19 protein-coding genes and 1 pseudogene are annotated in these 20,688 nt (G+C 57.9%); 3 read left to right on the top strand and 17 right to left on the bottom strand.

The window, feature by feature from the left end; all coding sequences use genetic code 11:
- Positions 1–43: 43 nt before the first annotated feature.
- The 11 genes and pseudogenes from ELY25_RS01765 to dksA form a co-directional block, all read right to left on the bottom strand.
- Positions 44–1,222: an acetyl-CoA C-acetyltransferase gene (locus ELY25_RS01765; protein WP_126949598.1), complete on the bottom strand. Its 1,179-nt coding sequence runs from the start codon at positions 1,220–1,222 to the stop codon at positions 44–46.
- Positions 1,223–1,404: 182 nt separating this feature from the next.
- Positions 1,405–1,785, bottom strand: a complete 381-nt coding sequence (gene panD, locus ELY25_RS01760) for an aspartate 1-decarboxylase (protein WP_126949597.1) — start codon at positions 1,783–1,785, stop codon at positions 1,405–1,407.
- Between the two features lie 26 nt (positions 1,786–1,811).
- Positions 1,812–2,681, bottom strand: a complete 870-nt coding sequence (gene panC, locus ELY25_RS01755) for a pantoate--beta-alanine ligase (RefSeq protein WP_126949596.1) — start codon at positions 2,679–2,681, stop codon at positions 1,812–1,814.
- Positions 2,682–2,694: 13 nt separating this feature from the next.
- A pseudogene (locus tag ELY25_RS01750) lies at positions 2,695–2,902 on the bottom strand (3-methyl-2-oxobutanoate hydroxymethyltransferase); the annotation flags it as partial.
- Between the two features lie 94 nt (positions 2,903–2,996).
- Complete coding sequence (gene folK, locus ELY25_RS01745) at positions 2,997–3,497, bottom strand: 2-amino-4-hydroxy-6-hydroxymethyldihydropteridine diphosphokinase (protein WP_126949595.1); 501 nt, start codon at positions 3,495–3,497, stop codon at positions 2,997–2,999.
- Between the two features lie 32 nt (positions 3,498–3,529).
- On the bottom strand, positions 3,530–4,912 hold the full coding sequence (gene pcnB / locus ELY25_RS01740) for a polynucleotide adenylyltransferase PcnB (protein ID WP_126949594.1): 1,383 nt from the start codon (positions 4,910–4,912) through the stop codon (positions 3,530–3,532).
- Positions 4,913–5,784: 872 nt separating this feature from the next.
- Entirely contained in the window at positions 5,785–7,158 is a 1,374-nt protein-coding gene (locus ELY25_RS01735) for a sigma-54-dependent transcriptional regulator (protein WP_126949593.1), read from the bottom strand.
- Complete coding sequence (locus tag ELY25_RS01730; RefSeq protein WP_126949592.1) at positions 7,136–10,078, bottom strand: ATP-binding protein; 2,943 nt, start codon at positions 10,076–10,078, stop codon at positions 7,136–7,138. Before ELY25_RS01730 ends, ELY25_RS01735 begins: the two co-directional genes overlap by 23 nt.
- Entirely contained in the window at positions 10,068–10,244 is a 177-nt protein-coding gene (locus tag ELY25_RS17755; protein WP_185856288.1) for a hypothetical protein, read from the bottom strand. The genes ELY25_RS01730 and ELY25_RS17755 overlap by 11 nt, the downstream gene beginning before the upstream one ends.
- Positions 10,245–10,254: 10 nt before the next feature.
- Positions 10,255–11,145: a tRNA glutamyl-Q(34) synthetase GluQRS gene (gene gluQRS / locus ELY25_RS01725; protein ID WP_126949591.1), complete on the bottom strand. Its 891-nt coding sequence runs from the start codon at positions 11,143–11,145 to the stop codon at positions 10,255–10,257.
- 80 nt (positions 11,146–11,225) lie between these two features.
- Positions 11,226–11,663, bottom strand: a complete 438-nt coding sequence (gene dksA / locus ELY25_RS01720) for an RNA polymerase-binding protein DksA (protein ID WP_126949590.1) — start codon at positions 11,661–11,663, stop codon at positions 11,226–11,228.
- Between the two features lie 185 nt (positions 11,664–11,848).
- On the opposite strand from dksA, the gene ELY25_RS01715 reads away from it, so the two are divergent.
- Both ELY25_RS01715 and sfsA read left to right on the top strand, forming a co-directional pair.
- Positions 11,849–13,009, top strand: coding sequence for an aminotransferase class I/II-fold pyridoxal phosphate-dependent enzyme (locus ELY25_RS01715; protein WP_126949589.1), 1,161 nt, complete (start codon positions 11,849–11,851; stop codon positions 13,007–13,009).
- Positions 13,006–13,791 carry a DNA/RNA nuclease SfsA gene (gene sfsA / locus ELY25_RS01710; RefSeq protein ID WP_126949588.1) on the top strand — a complete coding sequence of 262 codons (786 nt, stop codon included), beginning with the start codon at positions 13,006–13,008 and terminating at the stop codon, positions 13,789–13,791. Before ELY25_RS01715 ends, sfsA begins: the two co-directional genes overlap by 4 nt.
- On the opposite strand, the gene metW is transcribed toward sfsA, so the two are convergent.
- The 6 genes from metW to ELY25_RS01680 all read right to left on the bottom strand — a co-directional run bounded on the left by metW (position 13,732) and on the right by ELY25_RS01680 (position 19,062).
- The gene (gene metW / locus ELY25_RS01705) at positions 13,732–14,325 is read right to left on the bottom strand and encodes a methionine biosynthesis protein MetW (RefSeq protein WP_126949587.1); all 594 of its coding nucleotides are present in this window, start codon (positions 14,323–14,325) and stop codon (positions 13,732–13,734) included. The genes sfsA and metW overlap by 60 nt on opposite strands.
- On the bottom strand, positions 14,325–15,506 hold the full coding sequence (gene metX, locus ELY25_RS01700; RefSeq protein WP_126949586.1) for a homoserine O-succinyltransferase MetX: 1,182 nt from the start codon (positions 15,504–15,506) through the stop codon (positions 14,325–14,327). Before metX ends, metW begins: the two co-directional genes overlap by 1 nt.
- Before the next feature lie 43 nt (positions 15,507–15,549).
- Positions 15,550–16,143, bottom strand: a complete 594-nt coding sequence (locus tag ELY25_RS01695) for a YggT family protein (protein ID WP_126949585.1) — start codon at positions 16,141–16,143, stop codon at positions 15,550–15,552.
- Between the two features lie 28 nt (positions 16,144–16,171).
- Complete coding sequence (gene proC, locus ELY25_RS01690; RefSeq protein ID WP_126949584.1) at positions 16,172–16,996, bottom strand: pyrroline-5-carboxylate reductase; 825 nt, start codon at positions 16,994–16,996, stop codon at positions 16,172–16,174.
- A gap of 64 nt (positions 16,997–17,060) precedes the next feature.
- The gene (locus tag ELY25_RS01685; protein ID WP_126949583.1) at positions 17,061–17,765 is read right to left on the bottom strand and encodes a YggS family pyridoxal phosphate-dependent enzyme; all 705 of its coding nucleotides are present in this window, start codon (positions 17,763–17,765) and stop codon (positions 17,061–17,063) included.
- Positions 17,766–17,919: 154 nt separating this feature from the next.
- Positions 17,920–19,062, bottom strand: coding sequence for an anhydro-N-acetylmuramic acid kinase (locus ELY25_RS01680; protein WP_126949582.1), 1,143 nt, complete (start codon positions 19,060–19,062; stop codon positions 17,920–17,922).
- A 115-nt stretch (positions 19,063–19,177) separates the two neighbouring features.
- Between ELY25_RS01680 and tyrS the strand changes: the two genes are divergently transcribed.
- The gene (tyrS, locus tag ELY25_RS01675; RefSeq protein ID WP_126949581.1) at positions 19,178–20,377 is read left to right on the top strand and encodes a tyrosine--tRNA ligase; all 1,200 of its coding nucleotides are present in this window, start codon (positions 19,178–19,180) and stop codon (positions 20,375–20,377) included.
- Positions 20,378–20,688: the final 311 nt, after the last annotated feature.

The following is a 20,688-nucleotide window of genomic DNA, read 5'->3' as shown; positions in this document are numbered from 1 at the left end:
GTCCAGTGACAGGGGCATTTGCTTTAACAGTTAAAGCGAGCGCTCAAGGGCGCTCAATTGCCAGTGCAACGCCCTGACCACCGCCAATACACAGCGTGGCGAGGCCTTTTTTGGCATCGCGGGCAATCATTTCATGAAGAAGTGATACCAGCACGCGGCAGCCCGAGGCGCCAATCGGGTGGCCAAAGGCAATCGCGCCGCCGTTGACGTTGACCCTTGAGGTATCCCAGCCAAGATCCTTGTTAACTGAAAGCGCCTGGGCGGCAAAGGCTTCATTGGCTTCAGCGAGGTCCAGATCGTCCAGACTCCAGCCGGCCCTTTCCAGACAGCGGCGCGTGGCCGGTGCCGGGCCAATGCCCATGATTGCCGGATCAACGCCTGCATTGGCGTAAGCGGCAATCCGGGCCAGCGGTTCAAGGCCTAGTTCTTTGGCTTTTGCGGCCGAACAGATCATGACCACCGCCGCGCCATCGTTGAGCGATGAAGCGTTACCGGCGGTAACGGTGCCGTCTTTCTTGAACGCTGGCTTCATGCCAGCAAGCTTTTCAGCGGTCACTTCGCGTGGATTTTCATCGGTATCAAAGACGATAGGGTCGCCTTTACGCTGGGGAATTTCGACCGGAACGATCTGGCTCTTGAACTTGCCTTCCTTAATGGCCTTGGCCGCATTGTGCTGCGACTGAGCGGCAAACTCGTCCATCTGTTCGCGGGTAATACCGTATTTTTCGGCAAGGTTCTCGGCGGTGATGCCCATATGGTAATCGTTGAACGCATCCCACAGGCCGTCGTGAACCATGGTGTCGATGGCTTTCCAGTCGCCCATGCGCTGGCCGGTGCGCGAATGGGGCAGTACGTGGGGTGATGCAGACATGTTTTCCTGGCCACCGGCCAGAATCAGCTCGGCATCGCCGCAACGGATAGCTTGGGTGGCCAGGTGTACGGCTTTAAGGCCCGAGCCACACACTTTGTTGATCGTCATGGCAGGTACGCTGGCTGGCAGGCCCGCTTTGATAGCCGCCTGGCGCGCTGGGTTTTGGCCAACGCCTGCCGTCAGTACCTGGCCCAGCAATACTTCATCAACCTGGTCTGGGGAAACGCCGGTGGAGGCGAGAATCTCCTTGATGACCAAAGCGCCAAGATCGCTTGCCGGAACGTCTGCAAGTGAACCACCAAATGCGCCAATCGCGGTGCGGCGAGCCGCAACAATGACTACTTCTTGCATGAGAGGACTCCTGGAGTGAGTAAGCTAGATAGCCTGTTATTGCTATAGGTTGTACGTACGCTATCTATCTTTTATGTCAGCCGTGCTATTCAGCATAGGGGATGGCTGTGCATTGCGGCAATACGCTTTTGGACGCAAATAAAAAAACGGGCCGTAATAGCCCGTTTTCATACGTACACGATTTAGGCCAGCTGCACCGGAATGGCGTGGCTGGTATGGCTGATGTAGTTGCCTTCCTGCAAATACACCAGTGCCGGTCGGTGCTGCTCAAGCTCGGCTTCAGAGTAGTGAGCGTAGCTACAGATAATAATCCGGTGGCTGGGGGCGGCCAGATGAGCCGCTGCACTGTTGATGGAAATCAGCCGAGAGCCTTCCTCGCCGCGAATCGCATAGGTGGTAAAGCGCTCGCCGTTCTCCACGTTATAGATCTGGATCTGCTCGTTTTCCCGAATGCCCGCCATGTCCAGTAGATCACCGTCAATGGCGCAGGAACCTTCATAATCGAGTACAGCGTGAGTAACGCGCGCCATATGCAGCTTGGCTTTGAGCATGATGGTATGCATAACAACTCCTGAGCAGCACAGGCTGCCTACTGGTGAGACGTAGTTGATTGTAAAGGCAGTCGTACGCTTAGGTTGTCGAGCAGCCGGGTCGGACCCAGCTTGGCGGCTGCCAGCAGGACGGCATCAAGTGTTACGGCGCTGACGGGGTTTAAGTGCGTGTCCCGAAGCTCCAGGTAGTCCGGTATAAAGCCAGCCGCTGTAAGGTCCTGGTGCCCCTGGTGCAGTACGGCTTCAATGGGTTCACCCTGCTCGAGTGCATCACGCAGCGTGCATAAGATGCGGTACAGGGCCGGCGCTGTAGCCCGTTCAGCGGCGTTTAGGTAACCGTTTCGCGAGGAAAGCGCCAACCCATCCTCAGCACGTACAATGGGCACGCCAATAATCTCGATGGGCATGTGCAGGTCGCGAACGAATTTGCGAATAACGGCGAGCTGCTGATAATCCTTTTCACCAAAGCAGGCCACGTCTGGCTGCACCAAGTTGAACAGCAGGGTAACGACGGTAGACACACCGTCAAAGTGACCGGGGCGAGCGCCGCCGCAAAGTCCTTCGCTCACCTTGGGAACATGCACGCGGGTTTGCGTGGAGAGCCCGTTGGGGTAAAGCGCTGCATTGGTCGGGGCAAACAGCACGTGGCAGCCAGCGTCAATGAGTTTTGCCTGGTCTTCCGCAAAGGTGCGCGGGTAAGCGTCCAGGTCCTCATTGGGCCCGAACTGCATGGGATTGACGAACAGGCTTGTCACCACGATATCCGCATGCTGCCGGGCTTTCGTGACCAGAGCTAAATGTCCGGCATGCAGATTGCCCATGGTGGGCACCAGCGCAATCCGCTGGTCGCGCTTTCGGTATTCGCCTAGGGTGCTACGCAGGTCAGTAATATCTCGCAAGGTGCGCATAGTGGTTTCACGTTGTTGTGGCATGACCGTTGAACGGCAGATCAACCATCAGCAGGCTGTTATCCTTGCCGCGCCGCGCAGTGAGTGTGATATCAGATATCTTCAACGGTAACGGGCAGGGTGCTGGCGTGGCCTTGAAGCACCATGCCCAGCGAATCACTGGCCAGCAGCACCTCAATACCCGCAAGGCTTGCCGCCTGGGCGAAAGAGCCATCATAGGCAGCCGGCCATTGTTGATATCACGAATACAATACGGAGCGTGATTGTTACCCGTTCAAGCGCTGCCTGTCGAGACTCCAATAGGCGCAAAGCCGCCTAGCCAGGACCATCTTCGACTAAACGCTGAATACCGGGGTCGGGAATCTGGCCGAGCCAGTGGCTCAAGGGCTGCTGGTTAAGGGTGAGCGATGCGTCAAGCTCGGCAAGCGGGGCGAGCACAAAGGCGCGGGCCTGCATATGCGGGTGGGGGACGCTTAAACGCGGGTGGGAAATCGCCTCCTGGCCATATAGCAGCAGGTCGAGATCGAGCGTACGCGGGCCCCAGGGGCGCTCGCGCTGGCGCCGATGACGCTGTTCCAGACCCTGAAGCTGGTCGAGCAGGGCAAGCGGCGAGAGCTGTGTCTTGAGCGCGACTACCGCGTTGATAAAATCCGGCTGATCCTGAGGGCCTACCGGGCGGCTTGCATACAGCGAAGAGGTGCCGTGCATTTGGCTAAGCGGCAGGGTGGCAAGTTCGGAAATAGCCTGCCGCACTTGGGTGATCGGGTTCTCCAGATTGCTGCCCAGGCCAATATATGCAAGCGATAACGTTGTCATGCTCTCTCTGTTCGGGCACATTGCCTGGTTTACTATTCTGAGCTGCGCGACGGCTTGCGACGCCGTTTGCGCCGACGGTCGCCCTGGCTTGCCGGGTCGGCACCTACTTTTTGAAGCAAGCGACGCTGCTCATGCTCATCGCCCTGCTGGAAGGCTGTCCACCAGTCGCCTAAACCACGCGGTATTTCGCCCGCCTGCTCACGCAAAAGCAGCAGATCATAAGCGGCCCTGAAACGCGGATGTTCACGGGTCTGGAAGGCTCGCTTGCCGCGCCGTAATGGCAGGCGGGTCTGAAGCTCCCAGATATCACGCATGGGCATGCCAAAGCGCTTGGGAATCGACGTATGCTCCAGCTGGCGCGAAACGACTTCCTGAGCGGCTGTCTGCAGGGCGGGGATGGCGGGCATGCCTTCGCTCTCAAGTTCAGCCTGGCGCTGGGCAACCGGCGCCCACAAGAAGGCGGCAAGCAGGAACGCCGGCGTGACCGGGCGATCTTCGGCGATGCGCTTGTCGGTATTGGCCAGGGCGAATTCAATCAGTTTTTCAGCCCATGCCGCATCCGCCATGGCCTCTTCCGCTTCGGGGAAGAGCATGCCGAACAGTCCGTAGTGGCTGAGCAGGCGGAAGGTGGCAAGCCCGTGGCCGGACATGAACATCTTGAGCACTTCGTCAAACAGCCGCGCTGGCGGAATTTGCAGCAGTAGCGGCGCAAGATCGTACATCGGCGCTTCGGTGGCAGGCTCAATAGTGAAGTCGAGCTTGGCCGCAAAGCGAACGGCGCGCAGCATACGTACCGGGTCTTCCCGATAGCGCGTGGCCGGGTCGCCGATCAGGCGCAGCGTGCGCGATTCAATATCGCGCGCACCGTTGGCAAAATCATGCAGGCTGAAGTCAGCGATGTTGTAGTACAGCGCGTTGACGGTAAAGTCACGCCGAACAGCGTCTTCTTCAATGCTACCCCAAACGTTATCACGCAGCAGCAGGCCAGCATCAGACTGGTGGGCGATATTTTCGCCATGCTCATCCTGGGGCTTGCCCCGGAAGGTGGTGACTTCGATGACTTCACGGCCAAAGCGGACATGAACAATACGAAAGCGCCGACCGATCAGGCGCGAGTTGCGAAACAGGTCGCGCACTTGCTCAGGCGTGGCGTTGGTAGCCACGTCAAAATCCTTGGGCATTTTGCCAAGCAACGCATCGCGAATACAGCCGCCCACCAGATAAGCCTCAAAGCCTGCACCGTTAAGACGGTAAAGGACCTTTAATGCGGCGTCGCTAATGTGCTGGCGAGAAACGGGGTGCTCGGACCGGGGGATAATACGAGGGCTGAGAGTGGCTACACTCTCCTGGGGATCGAGCAGCGTTTTCACTTGCTCTTCCTGATTATGTAAGAAACGGGTAAATCCTTTGAACATGCGGCGATATCGACTCGCAGGGTATCTAAAAAGTGGCCGTGAAGTAAGCAGTAAGTGGCTGAGTGTAGCCGACCCCTTTACGCTTGCAAAGTCTCGCTTGTGGGTTTACGGGCGCTCAAGTTTTTAAACGCGGAAAGGGGAGGCTAAGGGAGCCTCCCCTGTAAAGGATTTAATCAGCGTCCATGCTGCTGTTTTTCTTCATGATGGCACATCGCCCTGAATACGCACCGCAGTCGGTAGGCGTTTCCGACCGCCTCGTATTCAAAACAATAATCCAACCGCGAACTTTTCTTCCCCGGCGTATTGTTGTTGGTTCCGGGGGTGTACACACTCACTGCTGTTATTTTTATTGGTGTGCAGATCACCTGGTGTACGTCGCGTCCGTTTTGGGCACTTGCTATATGTTGTTTTTATTGGCTGCGCTTATTTTTCTTAGCGCCAGCAAGTCGTGAGATGTAAGCCTGTTATTGTTATTGGTGCTGTTATCTCGCCCGGCCGTATTGTTTTTGTTATGGCTCAGGTTGGGGTGGCGTCATGTTGTTTTTATTGAAGACCCACCGCTTGGCCCAGTTTGTTTTTCTTACCTGAATATATTGCACTCGTTGTGCCACTTGTTGGGGAGTTTATATATTTCAGTAGTTTGGGGTTTAATTGGCGTGCCAAGTAACCAATAGGGCTAGTGAGTGTTACCGCATTTGTGTGTGTTTTTTAGGTGGGTTGTGTGGTCAGGTAACATTGCGGAGGTAACGCAAAAGTGATTATTTTTTATTTAAATCAGTATATTAGACGTTGGTCGTAAGCCTTGAGTATGAAAGCCAGCGCCCAAAAAGACGAAGATGCGAAATGCTGGCATCGCCGGCTTCTCTAACGCACTAGCCAGGACGCCGAGCGGTTTTTTTACGCGGTATGCCCAAACGTTGACGCCGCTCCCAAAGGTTTTTCCGGCTGATCCCCAGTTTCTGGGCCAACTCGGTTTCGCTCATTTGGTCCTGATGCTCAAGCACGAAGTGCTGGAAATAGTCTTCAAGGGACAAATCGTCCTCTTCCTCCGCTAGGCTTTCTTCACCGTTGGATGTCGTCGAGCTTGCATGGGCGCGCGGTGAGACAGGGCCAAGCCCCAGGTCATCAGGGTGAATCAAATGCCCTTCAGCCAGAATGACACCGCGCTCCAGGGCATTTTCAAGTTCGCGTACATTACCGGGCCATGGATAATCGCGCAGGTCTTGGCGGGCGGCCCTGGAAAGGCGCAGCTCCGGGCGCTCGTGCCGTTTGCAGGCTTTTTTAAGCAGGATATCGGCAATCTGCAGCACGTCGTCATCGCGTTCGCGAAGCGGAGGCAGTTCAATCTGCATCACGTTCAAACGGTAGTAAAGATCGAGACGAAACTCGCCGCTCTTGGATAGTGCCCGCAGGTCACGGTGGGTGGCCGCAATCAGGCGAACGTTGACGTGGCGGGTCTCTACCGAGCCGATCTTGCGGATTTCCCCCTCTTGTAGCACGCGCAAAAGGCGCGCCTGGGCATCAAGGGGCAGTTCGCCAATCTCATCTAAAAATAGTGTGCCCTGATCGGCGGCTTCCACAAGGCCGGTGCGTGCCGCGCTTGCCCCGGTAAACGCACCTTTCTCATGACCGAACAGCTCCGACTCAATCAGGGTTTCGGGAATGGCGGCGCAGTTGACACTGATCAGAGGTGCTTTGGCGCGCTTGCTCTGCTGATGAATGGCTCGGGCCACAAGCTCTTTGCCGGTACCTGATTCGCCCAGAATCAGTACAGTGACATCGGCAGGCGCAGTTTTGCGAATACGCGTATATACCTGCTGCATGGCGGCGCAGTCACCAATCATCATTTGCTGGCTGCCGCCATCATCGGTAATTGCGGGCGGCTCGCTGTGCTGCATCGCCTGCTGATGCAGGATGCGCTCGATAGTCTCTAGCAGCTCGGTATGATCAAACGGTTTCGCAATATAGTCGACCGCGCCTTGCTTTAGGGCATCCACCGCCGAGCGCATGCTGGCATAGCTGGTCATGATCAGTACCGGCGCAGGGGCGGCGGCCTTGATCAGCGTGGTCCCCGGCTCCCCTGGCAAACGCAGGTCACTGATGATGAGGTTGAACTCACAAAGCGCTAGCTGGGCGGCTTCTTCGGCGCTGCCCGCCTCACTGACCGTATAATCGTGACGCTCAAGCAAACGCTTTAGGGCGCTGCGAATAATCGCTTCATCTTCAACAATCAGAATCCTGGGCATGAGGTTGCTGGTCATCCTGTTGGTAAAGCGGCAGCCAAAGAGTAATGGCCGTACCGCGTGACTCATGAGGAGGTGGCGAGGCCACCTCTATGCGGCCTTGGTGTTCACTAATAATCTGGTACGCAAGCGATAGCCCAAGACCTGTTCCCTCGCCGGCGGGCTTGGTCGTGGTAAAGGGCTCAAACAGATGGTCGCGCACGCGCGGGTCGATTCCCTGGCCGTTATCACTGACCCGCCACCAAGCGCTGCCTGCCTCGCGCCCGGCAGTAATGACCACCTGGCCGTCAGGCATGCAGGCGTCACGGGCATTGCTGAGCAGATTGACCATCACCTGGGTCAGACGCTGGGCATCACCACGCACTACTATCCCATCAGGGCAAGCGTTAGTCAGAGTTACATCCTCACCCGAGCGCGCCAGATGGATCAAGTGTAATGCGTCTTCGCTTATCGTGGTAAGCGCCACCGGCGAGTCCGGTGGCGGCCCCGCATGGCGTCCGCCATGGGCGAAGCCGACCAGGGAGTTGACGATCTTGGTCACGCGTTGGGTCAACTGCTGAATCTGGTCGGCGGTCTCAAGCAGGGCTGGGTCCTGGGTATCGTAGCGCAGGTTTTGCGCCAGCGATGAGATCCCGGTTATCGGGTTGCCGATCTCGTGGGCGACGCCGGCCGCCAGCTGGCCAATGGAGGCAAGGCGGGCGGCGTGCACCAGTTCATCTTCCAGCCACTTCATTTCGGTATGGTCCTCGACCAGGATGACGCTGCCACCCCGGCTATCATGGCCGCTCAATTCCGCCTTGTGCAGGGTCAGAAAGTAATCCTTGCCGTGCAGCGTTACGGCCTGTTTATAAAGCGGCGTATGGGTAGCCAGCAGGACATTGCCCAAGAGGTCGGGCCAGGGGGCGGGCAGGCTGTCGCAGCGTGAGCCGATAACGCTTTCACCGCTGATGCCCGAAAGCTGGGAGAGCGCCTGGTTCCACATCAAAAGCTCCTTGTCATCGCCAAATACGCAGAGCCCTACCGGCAGATAAGCCAGCGTTTGGCGATGGTGACGGCGCAGCCCGTCAAGCTCTCGGGCAAGCCCGGTCAGGCGCGACCGGTAGGCTTCCAGGCGGCTTTCCACAAAGTGGATGTCATCGGTGACGGGCGCGTCGTCATGGCGGTAGGGCAGGTAACGGTCAACGATATCGCGCGCGACCGACGGCCCCATCAGCCCCGACAGGTTGGCCTGAATGCGGTCGCGCAGGCGCCGCAGCGCATAGGGCCGGCGCTCTTGCGGAGTCAGCTTGAGCGCGCTCAGCGCCCGGGAGACCTCGCGTTGGGCCGCTTCATCGCCGATGGCCTGAGCCAGGTGGATGGAAAAATCAGCCGCCGTGGCGGCTTCCAGTGGCAGGCGTTTTGAGCGGATGACTGCATCCACCGAGCAAGCTTCCGCCGCCGAGCGTTCGCCTTCTGAAATACGCGTGAAAAGCGATATCACGATCAAGAGAACAATATTGGTGGCAAGCGACAGCAGGGTGACCGTGTACCAGGACGGCGCATCACTTGGGCTCAGATGGGTGAACGGCAGGGGCGGCGTGGGTAGCGAGAAGATAAGCGGCAGCCAAAGCCCCCAAAGCCATACCGCGACGCCCGCGATAAGCCCAACCACCATGCCTTTGCGATTTGCTCCCGGCCAATAAAGCAGCGCCAGCATGCCGGGCAGGCACTGGGCCATCCCCACAAAGGAGGTCATGCCCAGATTGGCCAGATCATGATGCCGCCCCACCCCCTCATAAAACAGCCAGCCGCTAACGATTACGCCGACTACCAGTGCCCGACGCAACCAGAGCAGCCAGCCGTACAGGTCACTACGCGCTTCCGGGGGTCTGGCTACCAGCACGATATGGTTAAGCACCATCCCGGAAAGGGCCAGAGAGATCATGATCATGGTGCCACTGGCTGCGGCCAGTCCTGCGATAAACGCCAGCGCCTTGACCCACCAGTGCTCGCTCATCATGTACACCGCGTAGGCCGCCACTGGTATCTCATTGTTGACTGATTGTGCCGCCCACCAGATAAGCGGAACGGGAAGGGCCATCAGGAGTAGGAAGAGCGGCAGCGCCCAGCTGGCCTGCAGCAGCGTATGGCGCGACAGGTTTTCAGCAAAGGTGATGTGGAACAGGTGCGGCATCATGAGGGCAGAGGCGAAAAATAGCAGCAGCAGCGTTCGCCACTGAGCGGCTTCTAGCTGCGGAGTAGCCTGCTGGGCAGGTAATCCTGGCCCTTCCAACCAGCGCTGCAAATCTTGCGGTCCATCAAATACTAGCCACAGTGCCACAGCTCCCAGGCAGAGCATGGTGAACAGCTTGATCAGCGATTCAAAGGCTAGAATGCTAATCAGTGGGTCTTGGCGGGAGTGGTTAGGCCGTGCGCCGAAGACCACCGCAAAGACGGCAATCAGCCCGCAAAACAGCAGCGCGGCGCTTGAGCTATACGGGCTACCGGTGAGCCAGTGGATCGCATCACTGAGAGTTTGTACCTGAATGCCTAAAAGCGGCAACACCGCTACTAGACTGATCAGCGTGACCAGGGTGCCTGCCCAGCGCGAGCGAAAGCGAAACGCAAACAGGTCCGCCAGAGAGGCAAGTTGATAGGTGCGGGTAATCCGTTGGATGGGAACCAGCAGCACCGGGGCAAGCAGAAAGGTTCCCGCTGCGCCCAGGTAATAGGCCAGATAGCCAAAGCCTGCGTGGGCGGCAAGTTCAACGCTACCGTAGATTGCCCAGGCACTGGCATAAACGCCCAAGGCAAGTGTATAGACCATTGGGTGGCGTGTAACGCTTGCTGGCACCCAGCCACGCTCCACGGCAGTGCCGCAACCGAACAGCAGTGCCAGGTACCCAATGCCCAGTAGCAAGACACCGATTAACTCAACGCTCATCTAACTTCCTTTTTTGCTCAAGCCAAAGCGTCAGCGAAATCAATACACCCCAAATCGCAAACGGGCGGTACCAGGCAACGCTTGGGTTGCTCCAGCCATCCATCAGAAGCGGAGAGAGTAGGTAACCGCCAAACACCAGAAACAGCATGATGCGGTAGACATACATAGACGTATCCTTACGGCGAAAAGCGGTGTTCAGATGGCGTTAACCGACCAACCGACCAATTTGCCACTGCCCAGTGTAGTTGGCTGGTAGGTGGCTCTGTTGCCAATTCGGCAGGAGGCGTTTGGTCAAGCGCTTGAAGGGCCTGGAAAAGCTGGCGGCGCACGTCGTCCGCTTCTTCGGCAAGCGCAGGCGCCAGGTTCTGCTTGGAAAGCTTTTGGCCTTCTGGCGTGACCACCAGCGGCAGGTGCAGGTAACGTGGCTCGGGCAGGGTCAGAGCAATTTGCAGCTGACGCTGCCAGGGCGTGTTATCAAGCAGATCCAGCCCTCTGACCACGTCGGTAATACCCTGCTCGGCATCGTCCACCACCACCGCCAACTGATAGGCCCACAGGTTATCCTTGCGCTTGAGTACCACATCACCTAAGTCGGCAGGGTCAAACTGCTGGTAGCCAAACAGGCGGTCCTGCCAGATGATCGGCCGCCTGGCCAGGTCGCTGCGCAGCCGCCAGGCGGCCGGCTTGTCTGGATCGCTTAGCCCGTCACGACACCAGCCTGGGTAAATAGCATGGGCCTGCCACTGCTTGCGCGAACAGCTGCAGGGATAGGCCAGGCCCTGGGCGGCCAATTGCTCAAGCGCCTGCTGGTAGGCCTCATGGCGGTCGTGCTGCCAGCGTACCTTTTCGTCCCACTCCAGGCCAAAGGTTTCCAGCTGGCGCAAGATGATGCTATCAGCGCCTTGGGGGCAACGCGGCGGGTCGATATCTTCAATACGTACCAGCCACTGGCCGCCTGCGGCGCGGGCATCCAGGTAGCTACCCAGTGCCGCCACGAGAGAGCCAAAGTGCAGGGGTCCTGAAGGCGTGGGAGCAAAGCGCCCCCGATAGCAAGCAGAAGGAGTCATAAAAGCCTTTACCCGTAACAAAAACGGGCACCCCAAGGTGCCCGCCTTCAGCGCTAGCGTAGAGGTGGTTTGGCCACCTTTTAGCCGCCCAGCTGTTTTTCTTTAAGTTCTGCCAGCGTTTTGCAATCCACGCAAAGTGTCGCCGTTGGCCGGGCTTCCAGGCGGCGAATGCCAATTTCTACGCCACACGCTTCGCAGAAACCATAATCGTCTTCGTCGATTTTCTCGATGGTTTCATTGATTTTCTTGAGCAGCTTACGCTCGCGATCACGCGTGCGTAGTTCAAGGCTAAAGCCTTCTTCCTGCGTTGCCCGGTCGGCGGGGTCTGCGTAGTTGTTAGCATCTTCTTGTAGGTGGCGCACGGTACGATCCACCTCTTCCATGAGGTCCTGCTTCCAGTCCAATAGCAGCTGACGAAAATGCGCCAACTGCTTATCGTTCATGTACTCTTCACCCGGTGCCGGCTCATACGGGGTGAAGGACTTGGTCGCTTCCGGTTTTTTTTCCGCTACTGGCATGGGATTGCCCCTTACGTATGTGACTGCTGATCGACCATGAGCGTGTGCCACGATCTCACGCCAAAGGGATGCTTGTTTAGCTGAAAAATGACCACTTTGCAAGCATAATGGTGCGTTTGCGACTATGGTCCTACCGTTTGTACGACCTATGTCATGTTTTAACTCTGTTAGGTGAAGGAGCCGTTATGGCCTGGAATTCGCGAGTCAGCCACGTGGCGCCCTTTCGTGTGATGCATCTGCTGGAAATGGCTCAGGCGCGGGAGGCCGCCGGGCATGATGTGATTCACCTGGAGGTCGGCGAGCCGGACTTTGCTACGCCTGAGCCGATCATTGCGGCAGGTCAGCAGGCGCTTGCCTTTGGGAAAACACGCTATACCCCCGCCGCCGGGCTGCCGGCTCTGCGTGAAGCCATTGCTGGCCATTACGCCGAGCACTTTAATGCCGAGGTGGACCCTTCGCGAATTCTGGTCACCCCTGGCGCTTCTGGTGCGCTGCTGCTGGCAAGCCAGCTGCTGGTGGAGAGCGGCGATCGGGTGTTGATGGCAGATCCCAATTACCCCTGCAACCGCCATTTCATGGCGCTGGCGGGCGCTGAAATAGATGCCGTTTCGGTGGGGCGCGAGAGCGGCTGGCAACTGGATGCTGGCTTGATCAACCGGCACTGGCGTGACCAGACTCGCCTGGCCATGTTGGCTTCGCCCTCCAACCCAACGGGCCACACGTTGAGCGCTGAACAGCTCACCCAAGTGCTGGACGCCGTGGCCAGGCGCTCGGGCGAAGTGATTGTCGATGAGATTTACCAAGGGCTCAACTATGATGACGTGCCACTGTCAGCCACGTCGCTTTCCAGTGAGGCGTTTGTGGTTAACAGCTTTTCAAAATACTTCGGTATGACCGGCTGGCGCCTGGGATGGTTGATCGCGCCAGAGCGGGCGGTCGAGCCGTTAACCCGGCTTGCCCAAAATGTCTTTCTGGCGGCGTCTACGCCCTCTCAGTATGCAGCACTTGCCGCCTTCACACCCGAGTGTCGGGCTATTCTGGAACAGCGCCGCGAAATACTCGCGAAGCGCCGCCAGGTGTTGCTGGATGGGTTGGCTCAGCTGGGTTTGGCGCCGGATTTGCCGCCCCAGGGCGCGTTTTATGTGTGGCTGGATATTTCCCGCTATAGCCACGACAGCCAGGCGTTTTGTGAACGGCTTCTGGAAGAGGAGAACGTGGCCATTACCCCCGGCATTGATTTTGCCGTGCGCGGTGGTGAGCACCATGTGCGGATTGCGTTTACCAACAATGTTGCCCGGCTTGAGGAGGCCGTCGCGCGGATGGCGCGCTTCGTGGAGCGGTTATGACGCTCCACTATCCGGCGCTGGTCCCCGGCACGCTGCTGCGCCGCTACAAGCGCTTCTTCGCTGACGTGCGTCTGGATGATGGCCGCGAGGTGATTGCCCATTGCCCTAATACCGGGTCAATGAAAGCCGTGAATGTGCCCGGCTGTCGCGTCTGGCTATCACCCAGCGATAACCCCAAGCGCAAGCTTTTATGGACGTGGGAACTGATTGAATTGCCGCAGCCGGATGGCAACGCGTCTTTAGTATCGGTGCATACCGGGCGGACGAACCGGATTGTTGAGGCGGCGCTTTGCTCAGGGCGATTTGAGGCGCTAGCCGGTTATGCCCACCATCGCCGTGAGGTGAAGGTGGGCGAGGCGCGGCTTGATTTCCTGCTGGAAGACCCGGTGAAAGGGCGCGCCTATATCGAGGTCAAGCAGGTGACCCTAAAAGAGCCGGATGGGCATGGCTACTTCCCGGACTCGGTCAGCACGCGAGGGCTCAAGCACCTGCAGACACTGAGCGCGCTCGCCGGGCAGGGCGAGCGCGCGATACTGCTGTTCTGCATTGCTCATGAGGGTATTGAGGATGTCACCGCCGCCGGGCACATCGATGCAGCTTACGCCGCTGGGCTTGCGGCCGCGGTTGCCAGCGGCGTTGAAGTGCTGGCCTACGGCACGCAGGTCGCGTGGCAGGCGGGCGTTCCGGTCAGCGTAGCGCTTGAACGTACGCTGCCGGTTCGCCTAGCGGCGACGTACGCGGAAGATGGCAATCTCGCCAAACAGGTTGGGCCACCACTTTGAGGTCCAGTGCCCGCGGCGCTCGCCTACGCCAACGGCACGGTCCACAATCACCAGCCCCTTTTCACGACATAGCTGCTCGAAGTCGTTAAAGGTCGACAGGTGAATATTCGGGGTGTCGTACCAGGCGTGAGGCAGCGACTTGGAAACCGGCATATAGCCGCGCAGGCCAAGATAAACCCGGTGCCGCCAGTAGGCGAAATTGGGAAAGGTGATAATTCCCTCATTGGCGACGCGCAGCATCTCATCGAGCATCTTGTCTGGGCGGCGCAGCGCCTGAAGCGCCTGGGTCATGATCACCTGGTCATAGCTGTGATCGCAAAAGCTTGCCAGGCCATCGTCCAGGTTGTGCTCGATAACGTTCACGCCCCGGGCCACGCACTGGGTGATGCCGTCAGGGTCAATCTCAAGCCCGTAGCCGGTCACGTCCTTGTTGCGGGCAAGGCTTTCCAGAAGCGCGCCATCTCCGCAGGCAAGGTCCAGCACGTGAGCGCCTTGGGGCACCCAATCGTAAATCAGTTCAAGGTCGGCGCGCATCAACGGGTCTCCTCCAGGCCTAGCTCACGAGCAGTACGGTTCATAAAGGCGCTGAACAGAGCCTGGTAGCGGGGGTCTGGCAATAAAAACGCATCGTGGCCATGAGGCGACTCAATATTGGCGTAGCTAACTGCCTTGCCTGCCCGGGTGAGGGCATCTACCAGCTCGCGTGAGCGCGCCGGCGGGAATCGCCAATCAGTGGTGAAGCTGACAATCAAAAAAGGGCACTGGGCAGGTGCTAACGCCTTGGCTAAATCGCCGTCAGCCAGGGAAGCCGGGTCGAAATAATCCAAGGCCTTGGTCATCAGCAGGTAGGTGTTGGCATCAAAGGCGGTTGAAAAGGTATCGCCCTGGTAGCGCAAGTAGGACTCCACCTGAAACTCGACGTCAAAACCGAAGTTGAGGTCGTCGCTTCGAAGGTCGCGGCCAAACTTGCTGCCCATCGCGTCTTCAGACAGATAGGTAATATGGCCTATCATGCGCGCCAGTTTTAACCCGCGCTTGGGAACGGTATCGTGCTCGGCGTACCAGCCGCCAAAAAAATCGGGGTCTGAGCGGATGGCTTGGCGGGCTACTTCGTTAAACGCAATGTTCTGGGCTGAGAGGCGTGGCGTTGCCGCAATCACCACCGCATTGGCTACCCGCTCGGGGTAAGTGATTGTCCACTGGAGTACCTGCATGCCGCCAAGGCTACCGCCTACTGCGGCGGCCCAGCGTTCAATGCCCAGGTGGTCGGCAAGCCGGGCTTGGCTTGCAACCCAGTCGCTCACCGTTACGATGGGAAACTCCGGCCCCCACTGGCGGCCGGTTTCCGGATTGTGGCTAACCGGGCCGGTACTGCCGTGGCAGCCGCCCAGATTATTCAGCGATACGACAAAAAAACGGTTGGTATCGATCGATTTTCCCGGACCAATATGGTCGTCCCACCAGCCGGGTTTGCGGTCATCCTGGCTATGATAGCCCGCGGCATGGTGATGGCCGGAGAGCGCATGGCAAATCAGCACGGCGTTGCTACGTTCAGCGTTTAACGTGCCGTAGGTCTCATAAATTAGCTCATATTCTGGCAGCACTTTGCCGCAGGCGAGGGCAAGCGGCGTATCAAACTGCGCAATGTGAGGGGTGACAAGACCAACGGAGCCGGTTGGTCGGTCAGCAAAGGCAAGCGTATCTGAGTCGGGCATCGAAAGCGTTAGTCCTGCTGATGAATGGGTAGCGGGCAGGCCCTTAAAGGCCTACCAGCGCACCAGAAATGCCGGCTGCGCGAATCAGCGAGCCAATCACGAGTCCATCGATAAGGTTAATGGCGATAAATACCACAATGGGCGATAGATCAATCATACCCAGCGGTGGAATGATCCGGCGTACCGGCGCCATGATCGGCTCAACCAACTGCATGACCAGCAGGGCGGCGGGGTGGCTTGCGTTGGGGGCAACCCAGCTTAAGATGATCATCACAATCATGGCAAAGAAGTAGATCTTTAAAATTGCATTGGCCAGGGCGGCGACACCTGCAATCACAAGCCCGGCAATTGGTGGCATGCCAATGCCAATCACCATGAAAATAGCGATGATGCTTACCACCTTCAGTACAAAGCCGGCGGCCAGGGTAGCAAGATCAAAACGCCCGGCCACCGGACCTAAAAAGCTTTGAAAAGGCCCGACTACCGGCTGGGTGATCTTAACGACCGTCTGGCTCAGCGGGTTGTAGTAATCCGCCCTTGATGCCTGCAATAAAAACCGCAGCATAAGTAAAAACAGATAAATGTTGATCAGCGTGTTAACCAGCATTAACCCGGCGCTGCCCAATTGATTGCCCATTGATGATTCTCCGTCTCGTTAAGGGTATTCAGTGACTGCCTAATTCCTGGGCCATTTCCTGGGCGCGTTTGGCGCAGGCTTGCATGGCATCAGCAACAATTGTGCGTAGGTGCGCTTCTTCCATATGCTGGATGGCGCGCTCGGTGGTGCCGCCAGGAGACATGACGTTCTGCTTGAGTGTGGCGGGGTCTTTATCACTTTGCTGCGCCATGGTCGCAGCGCCCAGCGCAGTCTGAATCGCCAGGCGGCGTGCGGTGTCAGCCGAAAGGCCCTGGGCGACTGCGGCCTCTTCCATGGCTTCCAGCATCAAAAAGAAGTAGGCCGGGGCACTGCCGGACACGGCGGTCACCGCGGCTAAAAGTGACTCGTCTTCCACCCACTCGACAATACCTACCGCTTCCATTAGCTGGGTGGCCAGCGTGCGTTGCGCTTCGCTGACAGCGCTGTTGGCATACAGGCCGCTGGCGCCGCGGCCAACCAGTGAAGGTGTATTGGGCATGCAGCGTACCAGCGCGTTGTTGTCGCCCAGCCACTGATCGATGGTGGCCGCGTCAAGCCCTGCGGCAATGGAGATCACCAGCGGCTGCGTTTGCTGAATGGCGTCTTTGAGCTCTTCGCATACGGCCCGCATGATTTGTGGTTTTACCGCAAGCACCACCACATCAGCCCCGCTGACAGCCGCGCTGTTATCGGTCTGGGTATGAATGCCCAGGCGCTCTTTGATGGGAGCAAGCTCGCCGCTATCCGGAGCCGTGGCGGTTAGGTCAGTGGGCGCAACGCCGCTGTCGATAAGCCCGCCGATAATGGCGGTTGCCATGTTGCCTGCCCCAATGAAAGTAATCCTGCTCGCCATGTCTGTGTCCTGTTCGGTTTTTTGAATTCGCTGCCTCAGCAGCCTTATCGCATATTGTCGGGGATTAGCCTGAGTTACGTGCGCCAAAAATGGCGGTGCCCAAACGCACGAGCGTCGCACCTTCGAGAACGGCTGCTTCCAAATCGTCGCTCATGCCCATCGACAGCGTATCCAGCGGTGCCTGAGGCAGTGTCGCCTGAAGGGATACCAACAGGTTGCGCAGCGCGGCTAGCGGCTCACGCTGCGCTTCAAGCGTGGTAGCCGGTGCCGGGATGGCCATCAAACCGCGTAACTGCACATTGGGCAGCTTGGCTATTTCAGTGGCAAGTGCGGCGGCCTCTTCCGGCAGTACGCCAGACTTGGAGGCCTCGCGGCTTATGTTTACCTGCAGGCAAATGTTCAGAGGCGCCAAATGGGCAGGGCGCTGTTCGCTTAGCCGCTTGGCGATTTTCAGACGGTCAACGCTGTGCATCCAATCAAAGCGCTCTGCGACCGCGCGGGTTTTATTGGACTGAAGCGGGCCAATGAAATGCCACACGATATCGTCTAAATCCGCCAGGTCAGCCTGTTTATGCAGGGCTTCCTGCAGATAGTTTTCACCGAACTCGCGCTGACCAAGCTGCCAGGCCTGGCGAATCATGGCGGCAGGCTTGGTTTTGCTCACCGCTAGCAGGCTTGCGCCATTCAGAGGGCGGCCTGCTTCCTTTAATGCCTGGTGTAGGCGTTCACGCGCCTTTGCAAGCGACTCTGGAAGTGCGCTATGTGTCATGCTCAAGCACCTTACCGCAGCTGAAAGAGATAGGGATATTAACGAACTGCTGGCACTGTCGGCAAAGCGCAATGTGTTTGGCGCTTATTTCTAATGGCCTGCCCACCATAATACGGGTTGCGCGCACTGTTTGTTGGCTTTTCATAGGCATGCTCTAAGGCGCATAAATGCCTCCGAGCACGCGATACCCCCGGGCACCTGTCACGGATGGCAGGTTGCCGGGCTGTAGGTGCAGACGTTGGTGGGCAAGCCAGGCAAAAGCGCCTGCTTCAATCCAGTCTTCCGGCCAGCCGTAAGCTGAAGGGGAGGTTAACGTGGCGTTGGGCAAGTGGTGTGCAAGGCGTGTCATTAAATAGTTGTTATGCGCGCCGCCGCCGCAGGTAATCAGCGTAACGCTGGGTCTTTCGGGCAGCAGCTGTTCAATGCCCCGGGCGACGCTGATGGCCGTCAGCTCAGCAAGTGTGGCTTGCACATCCACTGGCGCTTCTTTGCCTGTTAACTGTTGCTTCAACCATGTCAGGTGAAAAAGCTCGCGACCGGTACTGCGCGGCGGTGGCTGGTGGAAGAAGGGCTCGGCCAGCAGACGGGATAACAGCGCATGATCTGTCTTTCCGCTTGCGGCCCAGGCGCCGCTCTGGTCAAACCGTCCGGTTTGATGTTCGGCAAACCAGGCATCCAGCAGGACATTGGCAGGGCCGGTATCAAACCCCATAACCGGTTGATGTGGATCACGCGGCAGCCAGGTCACATTGGCAAAGCCTCCCAGGTTAAGAATCAGCTGCTCATGGGTGTGTCTGCCAAACAACGCCTGATGAAACGCGGGAGCGAGTGGGGCGGCCTGGCCGCCAGCGGCCAAGTCGCGCCGACGAAAATCAGCCACTACTGTGCAGCCCGTCAATTCCGCCAAAAGGCTCGGGTTATCCAGCTGTAAGGTGTAGGCCGGGCCGTCGTGATGGCCGCCGGGGGCGTGTTCTACTGTCTGCCCGTGGCTTCCGATAGCGCAGATGTCGCGGGGTGATAGACCTTGCTTATTCAGTAGTGCCTTAACAGCTTGGGCCTGCAGCCTACAAAATGCATCCTCTGCAAAGGCAAGCTTTGCAAAGCGTGTTTGTTCTGCATGGCACAGCGCTAATAGCGCGCTATGCAGAACATCGGGCATGGGTTCGGCGTGGGTGGCTACCAGCCAGGGTGGGGAACTAGGCTCAATCGAAATAAGGGCCACATCAATACCGTCAAGGCTGGTGCCCGACATTAAACCCAGATAATAAAGCGGCGTAGCGGCAGGGGGCGTTTTCATAAAGCGTCATCCAAAGCGGGGCGAAGGCTCAACCAGGGCCGAGAGGCATGGTAACATCGTCGGCTATTTATCATCTGTATGCCCTACGGGGCAAAGTTTAAAGTGGAGAGAGGCAATGAGTGAGGTGGATCAGGCTTTAGCGCTGCTGGCGCGGGGTACGCATGAAATCCTGGTAGAGGACGAGCTTAAGAAGAAGCTGGCCTCTGGGCGCAAGCTGCGTATCAAAGCTGGTTTTGACCCCACGGCTCCTGACCTGCACTTGGGCCACAGCGTACTGCTGACCAAGATGCGCCAGTTCCAGGACCTCGGCCACACCGTGATTTTTCTTATCGGTGACTTCACAGGCCGCATCGGTGACCCGACCGGCAAGAATGTGACGCGTAAACCGCTGACTGAGGCGGACGTCAAGGCCAATGCCGAAACCTATAAAGAGCAGGTCTTCAAGATTCTGGATCCTGAAAAGACCGAGGTGCGCTTCAACGCCGAGTGGTTTGGCGAGCTGACGGCGGCCAAGATGATCGAACTGGCTGCCCAAAGCACCGTGGCGCGCATGCTGGAACGTGATGATTTCGAGAAGCGCTACAAGGCCAATCAGCCGATCGCCATTCATGAGTTCCTTTACCCGCTGGTTCAAGGCTATGACTCCGTGGCGCTTGAGGCTGATATCGAACTGGGTGGCACCGACCAAAAGTTCAATCTGCTGATGGGACGCGAAATCCAGAAGCACTTTGGTCAGGAGCCCCAGGTCGTCATCACCATGCCGCTGCTCGAAGGGCTGGATGGCGTGCAGAAGATGTCCAAGTCGCTGGGTAACTATGTGGGGGTCGATGAAGCGCCGGGTTCCATGTTCAACAAGCTTGTCTCCATGCCCGATAGCTTAATGTGGCGCTACTTTGAGTTGCTGTCGTTGAAATCCAACGAAGAGATTGAAGCGCTCAAGCAGAGCGTTGAGCAGGGAGCGAACCCACGCGATGTGAAGATGGAATTGGCGCGTGAGCTGATCGCTCGTTACCACGGGGATGAAGCAGCCGCCAATGCGCACAAGTCGGCAGGTAACCAGCTGGCCGATGGCGAGCTTCCCGAAGATCTGCCAGAAGTAGAGGTGGACTTTGAAGGTAGCGAGCAGGCACCCATCGCGACCGTGCTTAACCGATCCGGGCTCACCAAGAACAGCGCCCAGGCCAAGGACATGCTCAAAAACGGCAGTGTTAAGGTAGATGGTGAAGCGGTTTCCCAGGACACCATGCTGGCGACAGGTAAGGCCTATATCATTCAGGCGGGAAAAAAACGCTACGCCCGTGTCACCCTGATTTAAACTTTTTCGGTCTATTTTCAAAAAGGCCTTGCCAAGCCGGCAGCGAATCCGTAAAGTACGCATCCGCTGCCGGGGACGCCAAGCGTTACCAGCGGTGAATGAAGGTGAAAACCTTCGGATTATCAAGCGGTTGGATGTTTTGGATGTCGCACGTTTCACATCGAAAACAACGCCCTTGACAATCACCAGGAAATGCGTAGAATACGCCTTCCTCGCTGAGGCAAGCGGCTCCGGTCATCGAGTCGAAAGTTTTAAGCCTTTAGCGAAACCGCTCTTTAACAATTTGATCAGGTAATTCATGTGGGCGTTTG

This window comes from Vreelandella populi, from assembly GCF_003989825.1.
Lineage (GTDB): Bacteria > Pseudomonadota > Gammaproteobacteria > Pseudomonadales > Halomonadaceae > Vreelandella > Vreelandella populi.
Note: the sequence above shows the minus strand (reverse complement) of the source record. Positions and strands in the feature narration are given on the sequence as shown.

Coding starts and splice junctions, on each gene's coding strand:
- gluQRS (WP_126949591.1), bottom strand. CDS start 11,145: ATGACTCCTTCTGCTTGCTATCGGGGGCGCTTTGCTCCCACGCCTTCA.
- proC (WP_126949584.1), bottom strand. CDS start 16,996: ATGGCGAGCAGGATTACTTTCATTGGGGCAGGCAACATGGCAACCGCC.
- ELY25_RS01730 (WP_126949592.1), bottom strand. CDS start 10,078: ATGAGCGTTGAGTTAATCGGTGTCTTGCTACTGGGCATTGGGTACCTG.
- ELY25_RS17755 (WP_185856288.1), bottom strand. CDS start 10,244: ATGTATGTCTACCGCATCATGCTGTTTCTGGTGTTTGGCGGTTACCTA.
- ELY25_RS01685 (WP_126949583.1), bottom strand. CDS start 17,765: ATGACACATAGCGCACTTCCAGAGTCGCTTGCAAAGGCGCGTGAACGC.
- folK (WP_126949595.1), bottom strand. CDS start 3,497: ATGACAACGTTATCGCTTGCATATATTGGCCTGGGCAGCAATCTGGAG.
- ELY25_RS01765 (WP_126949598.1), bottom strand. CDS start 1,222: ATGCAAGAAGTAGTCATTGTTGCGGCTCGCCGCACCGCGATTGGCGCA.
- ELY25_RS01680 (WP_126949582.1), bottom strand. CDS start 19,062: ATGAAAACGCCCCCTGCCGCTACGCCGCTTTATTATCTGGGTTTAATG.
- ELY25_RS01715 (WP_126949589.1), top strand. CDS start 11,849: ATGGCCTGGAATTCGCGAGTCAGCCACGTGGCGCCCTTTCGTGTGATG.
- metW (WP_126949587.1), bottom strand. CDS start 14,325: ATGCGCGCCGACCTTGAACTGATTTACGATTGGGTGCCCCAAGGCGCT.
- dksA (WP_126949590.1), bottom strand. CDS start 11,663: ATGCCAGTAGCGGAAAAAAAACCGGAAGCGACCAAGTCCTTCACCCCG.
- pcnB (WP_126949594.1), bottom strand. CDS start 4,912: ATGTTCAAAGGATTTACCCGTTTCTTACATAATCAGGAAGAGCAAGTG.
- panD (WP_126949597.1), bottom strand. CDS start 1,785: ATGCATACCATCATGCTCAAAGCCAAGCTGCATATGGCGCGCGTTACT.
- panC (WP_126949596.1), bottom strand. CDS start 2,681: ATGCGCACCTTGCGAGATATTACTGACCTGCGTAGCACCCTAGGCGAA.
- ELY25_RS01735 (WP_126949593.1), bottom strand. CDS start 7,158: ATGCCCAGGATTCTGATTGTTGAAGATGAAGCGATTATTCGCAGCGCC.
- ELY25_RS01695 (WP_126949585.1), bottom strand. CDS start 16,143: ATGGGCAATCAATTGGGCAGCGCCGGGTTAATGCTGGTTAACACGCTG.
- sfsA (WP_126949588.1), top strand. CDS start 13,006: ATGACGCTCCACTATCCGGCGCTGGTCCCCGGCACGCTGCTGCGCCGC.
- metX (WP_126949586.1), bottom strand. CDS start 15,506: ATGCCCGACTCAGATACGCTTGCCTTTGCTGACCGACCAACCGGCTCC.
- tyrS (WP_126949581.1), top strand. CDS start 19,178: ATGAGTGAGGTGGATCAGGCTTTAGCGCTGCTGGCGCGGGGTACGCAT.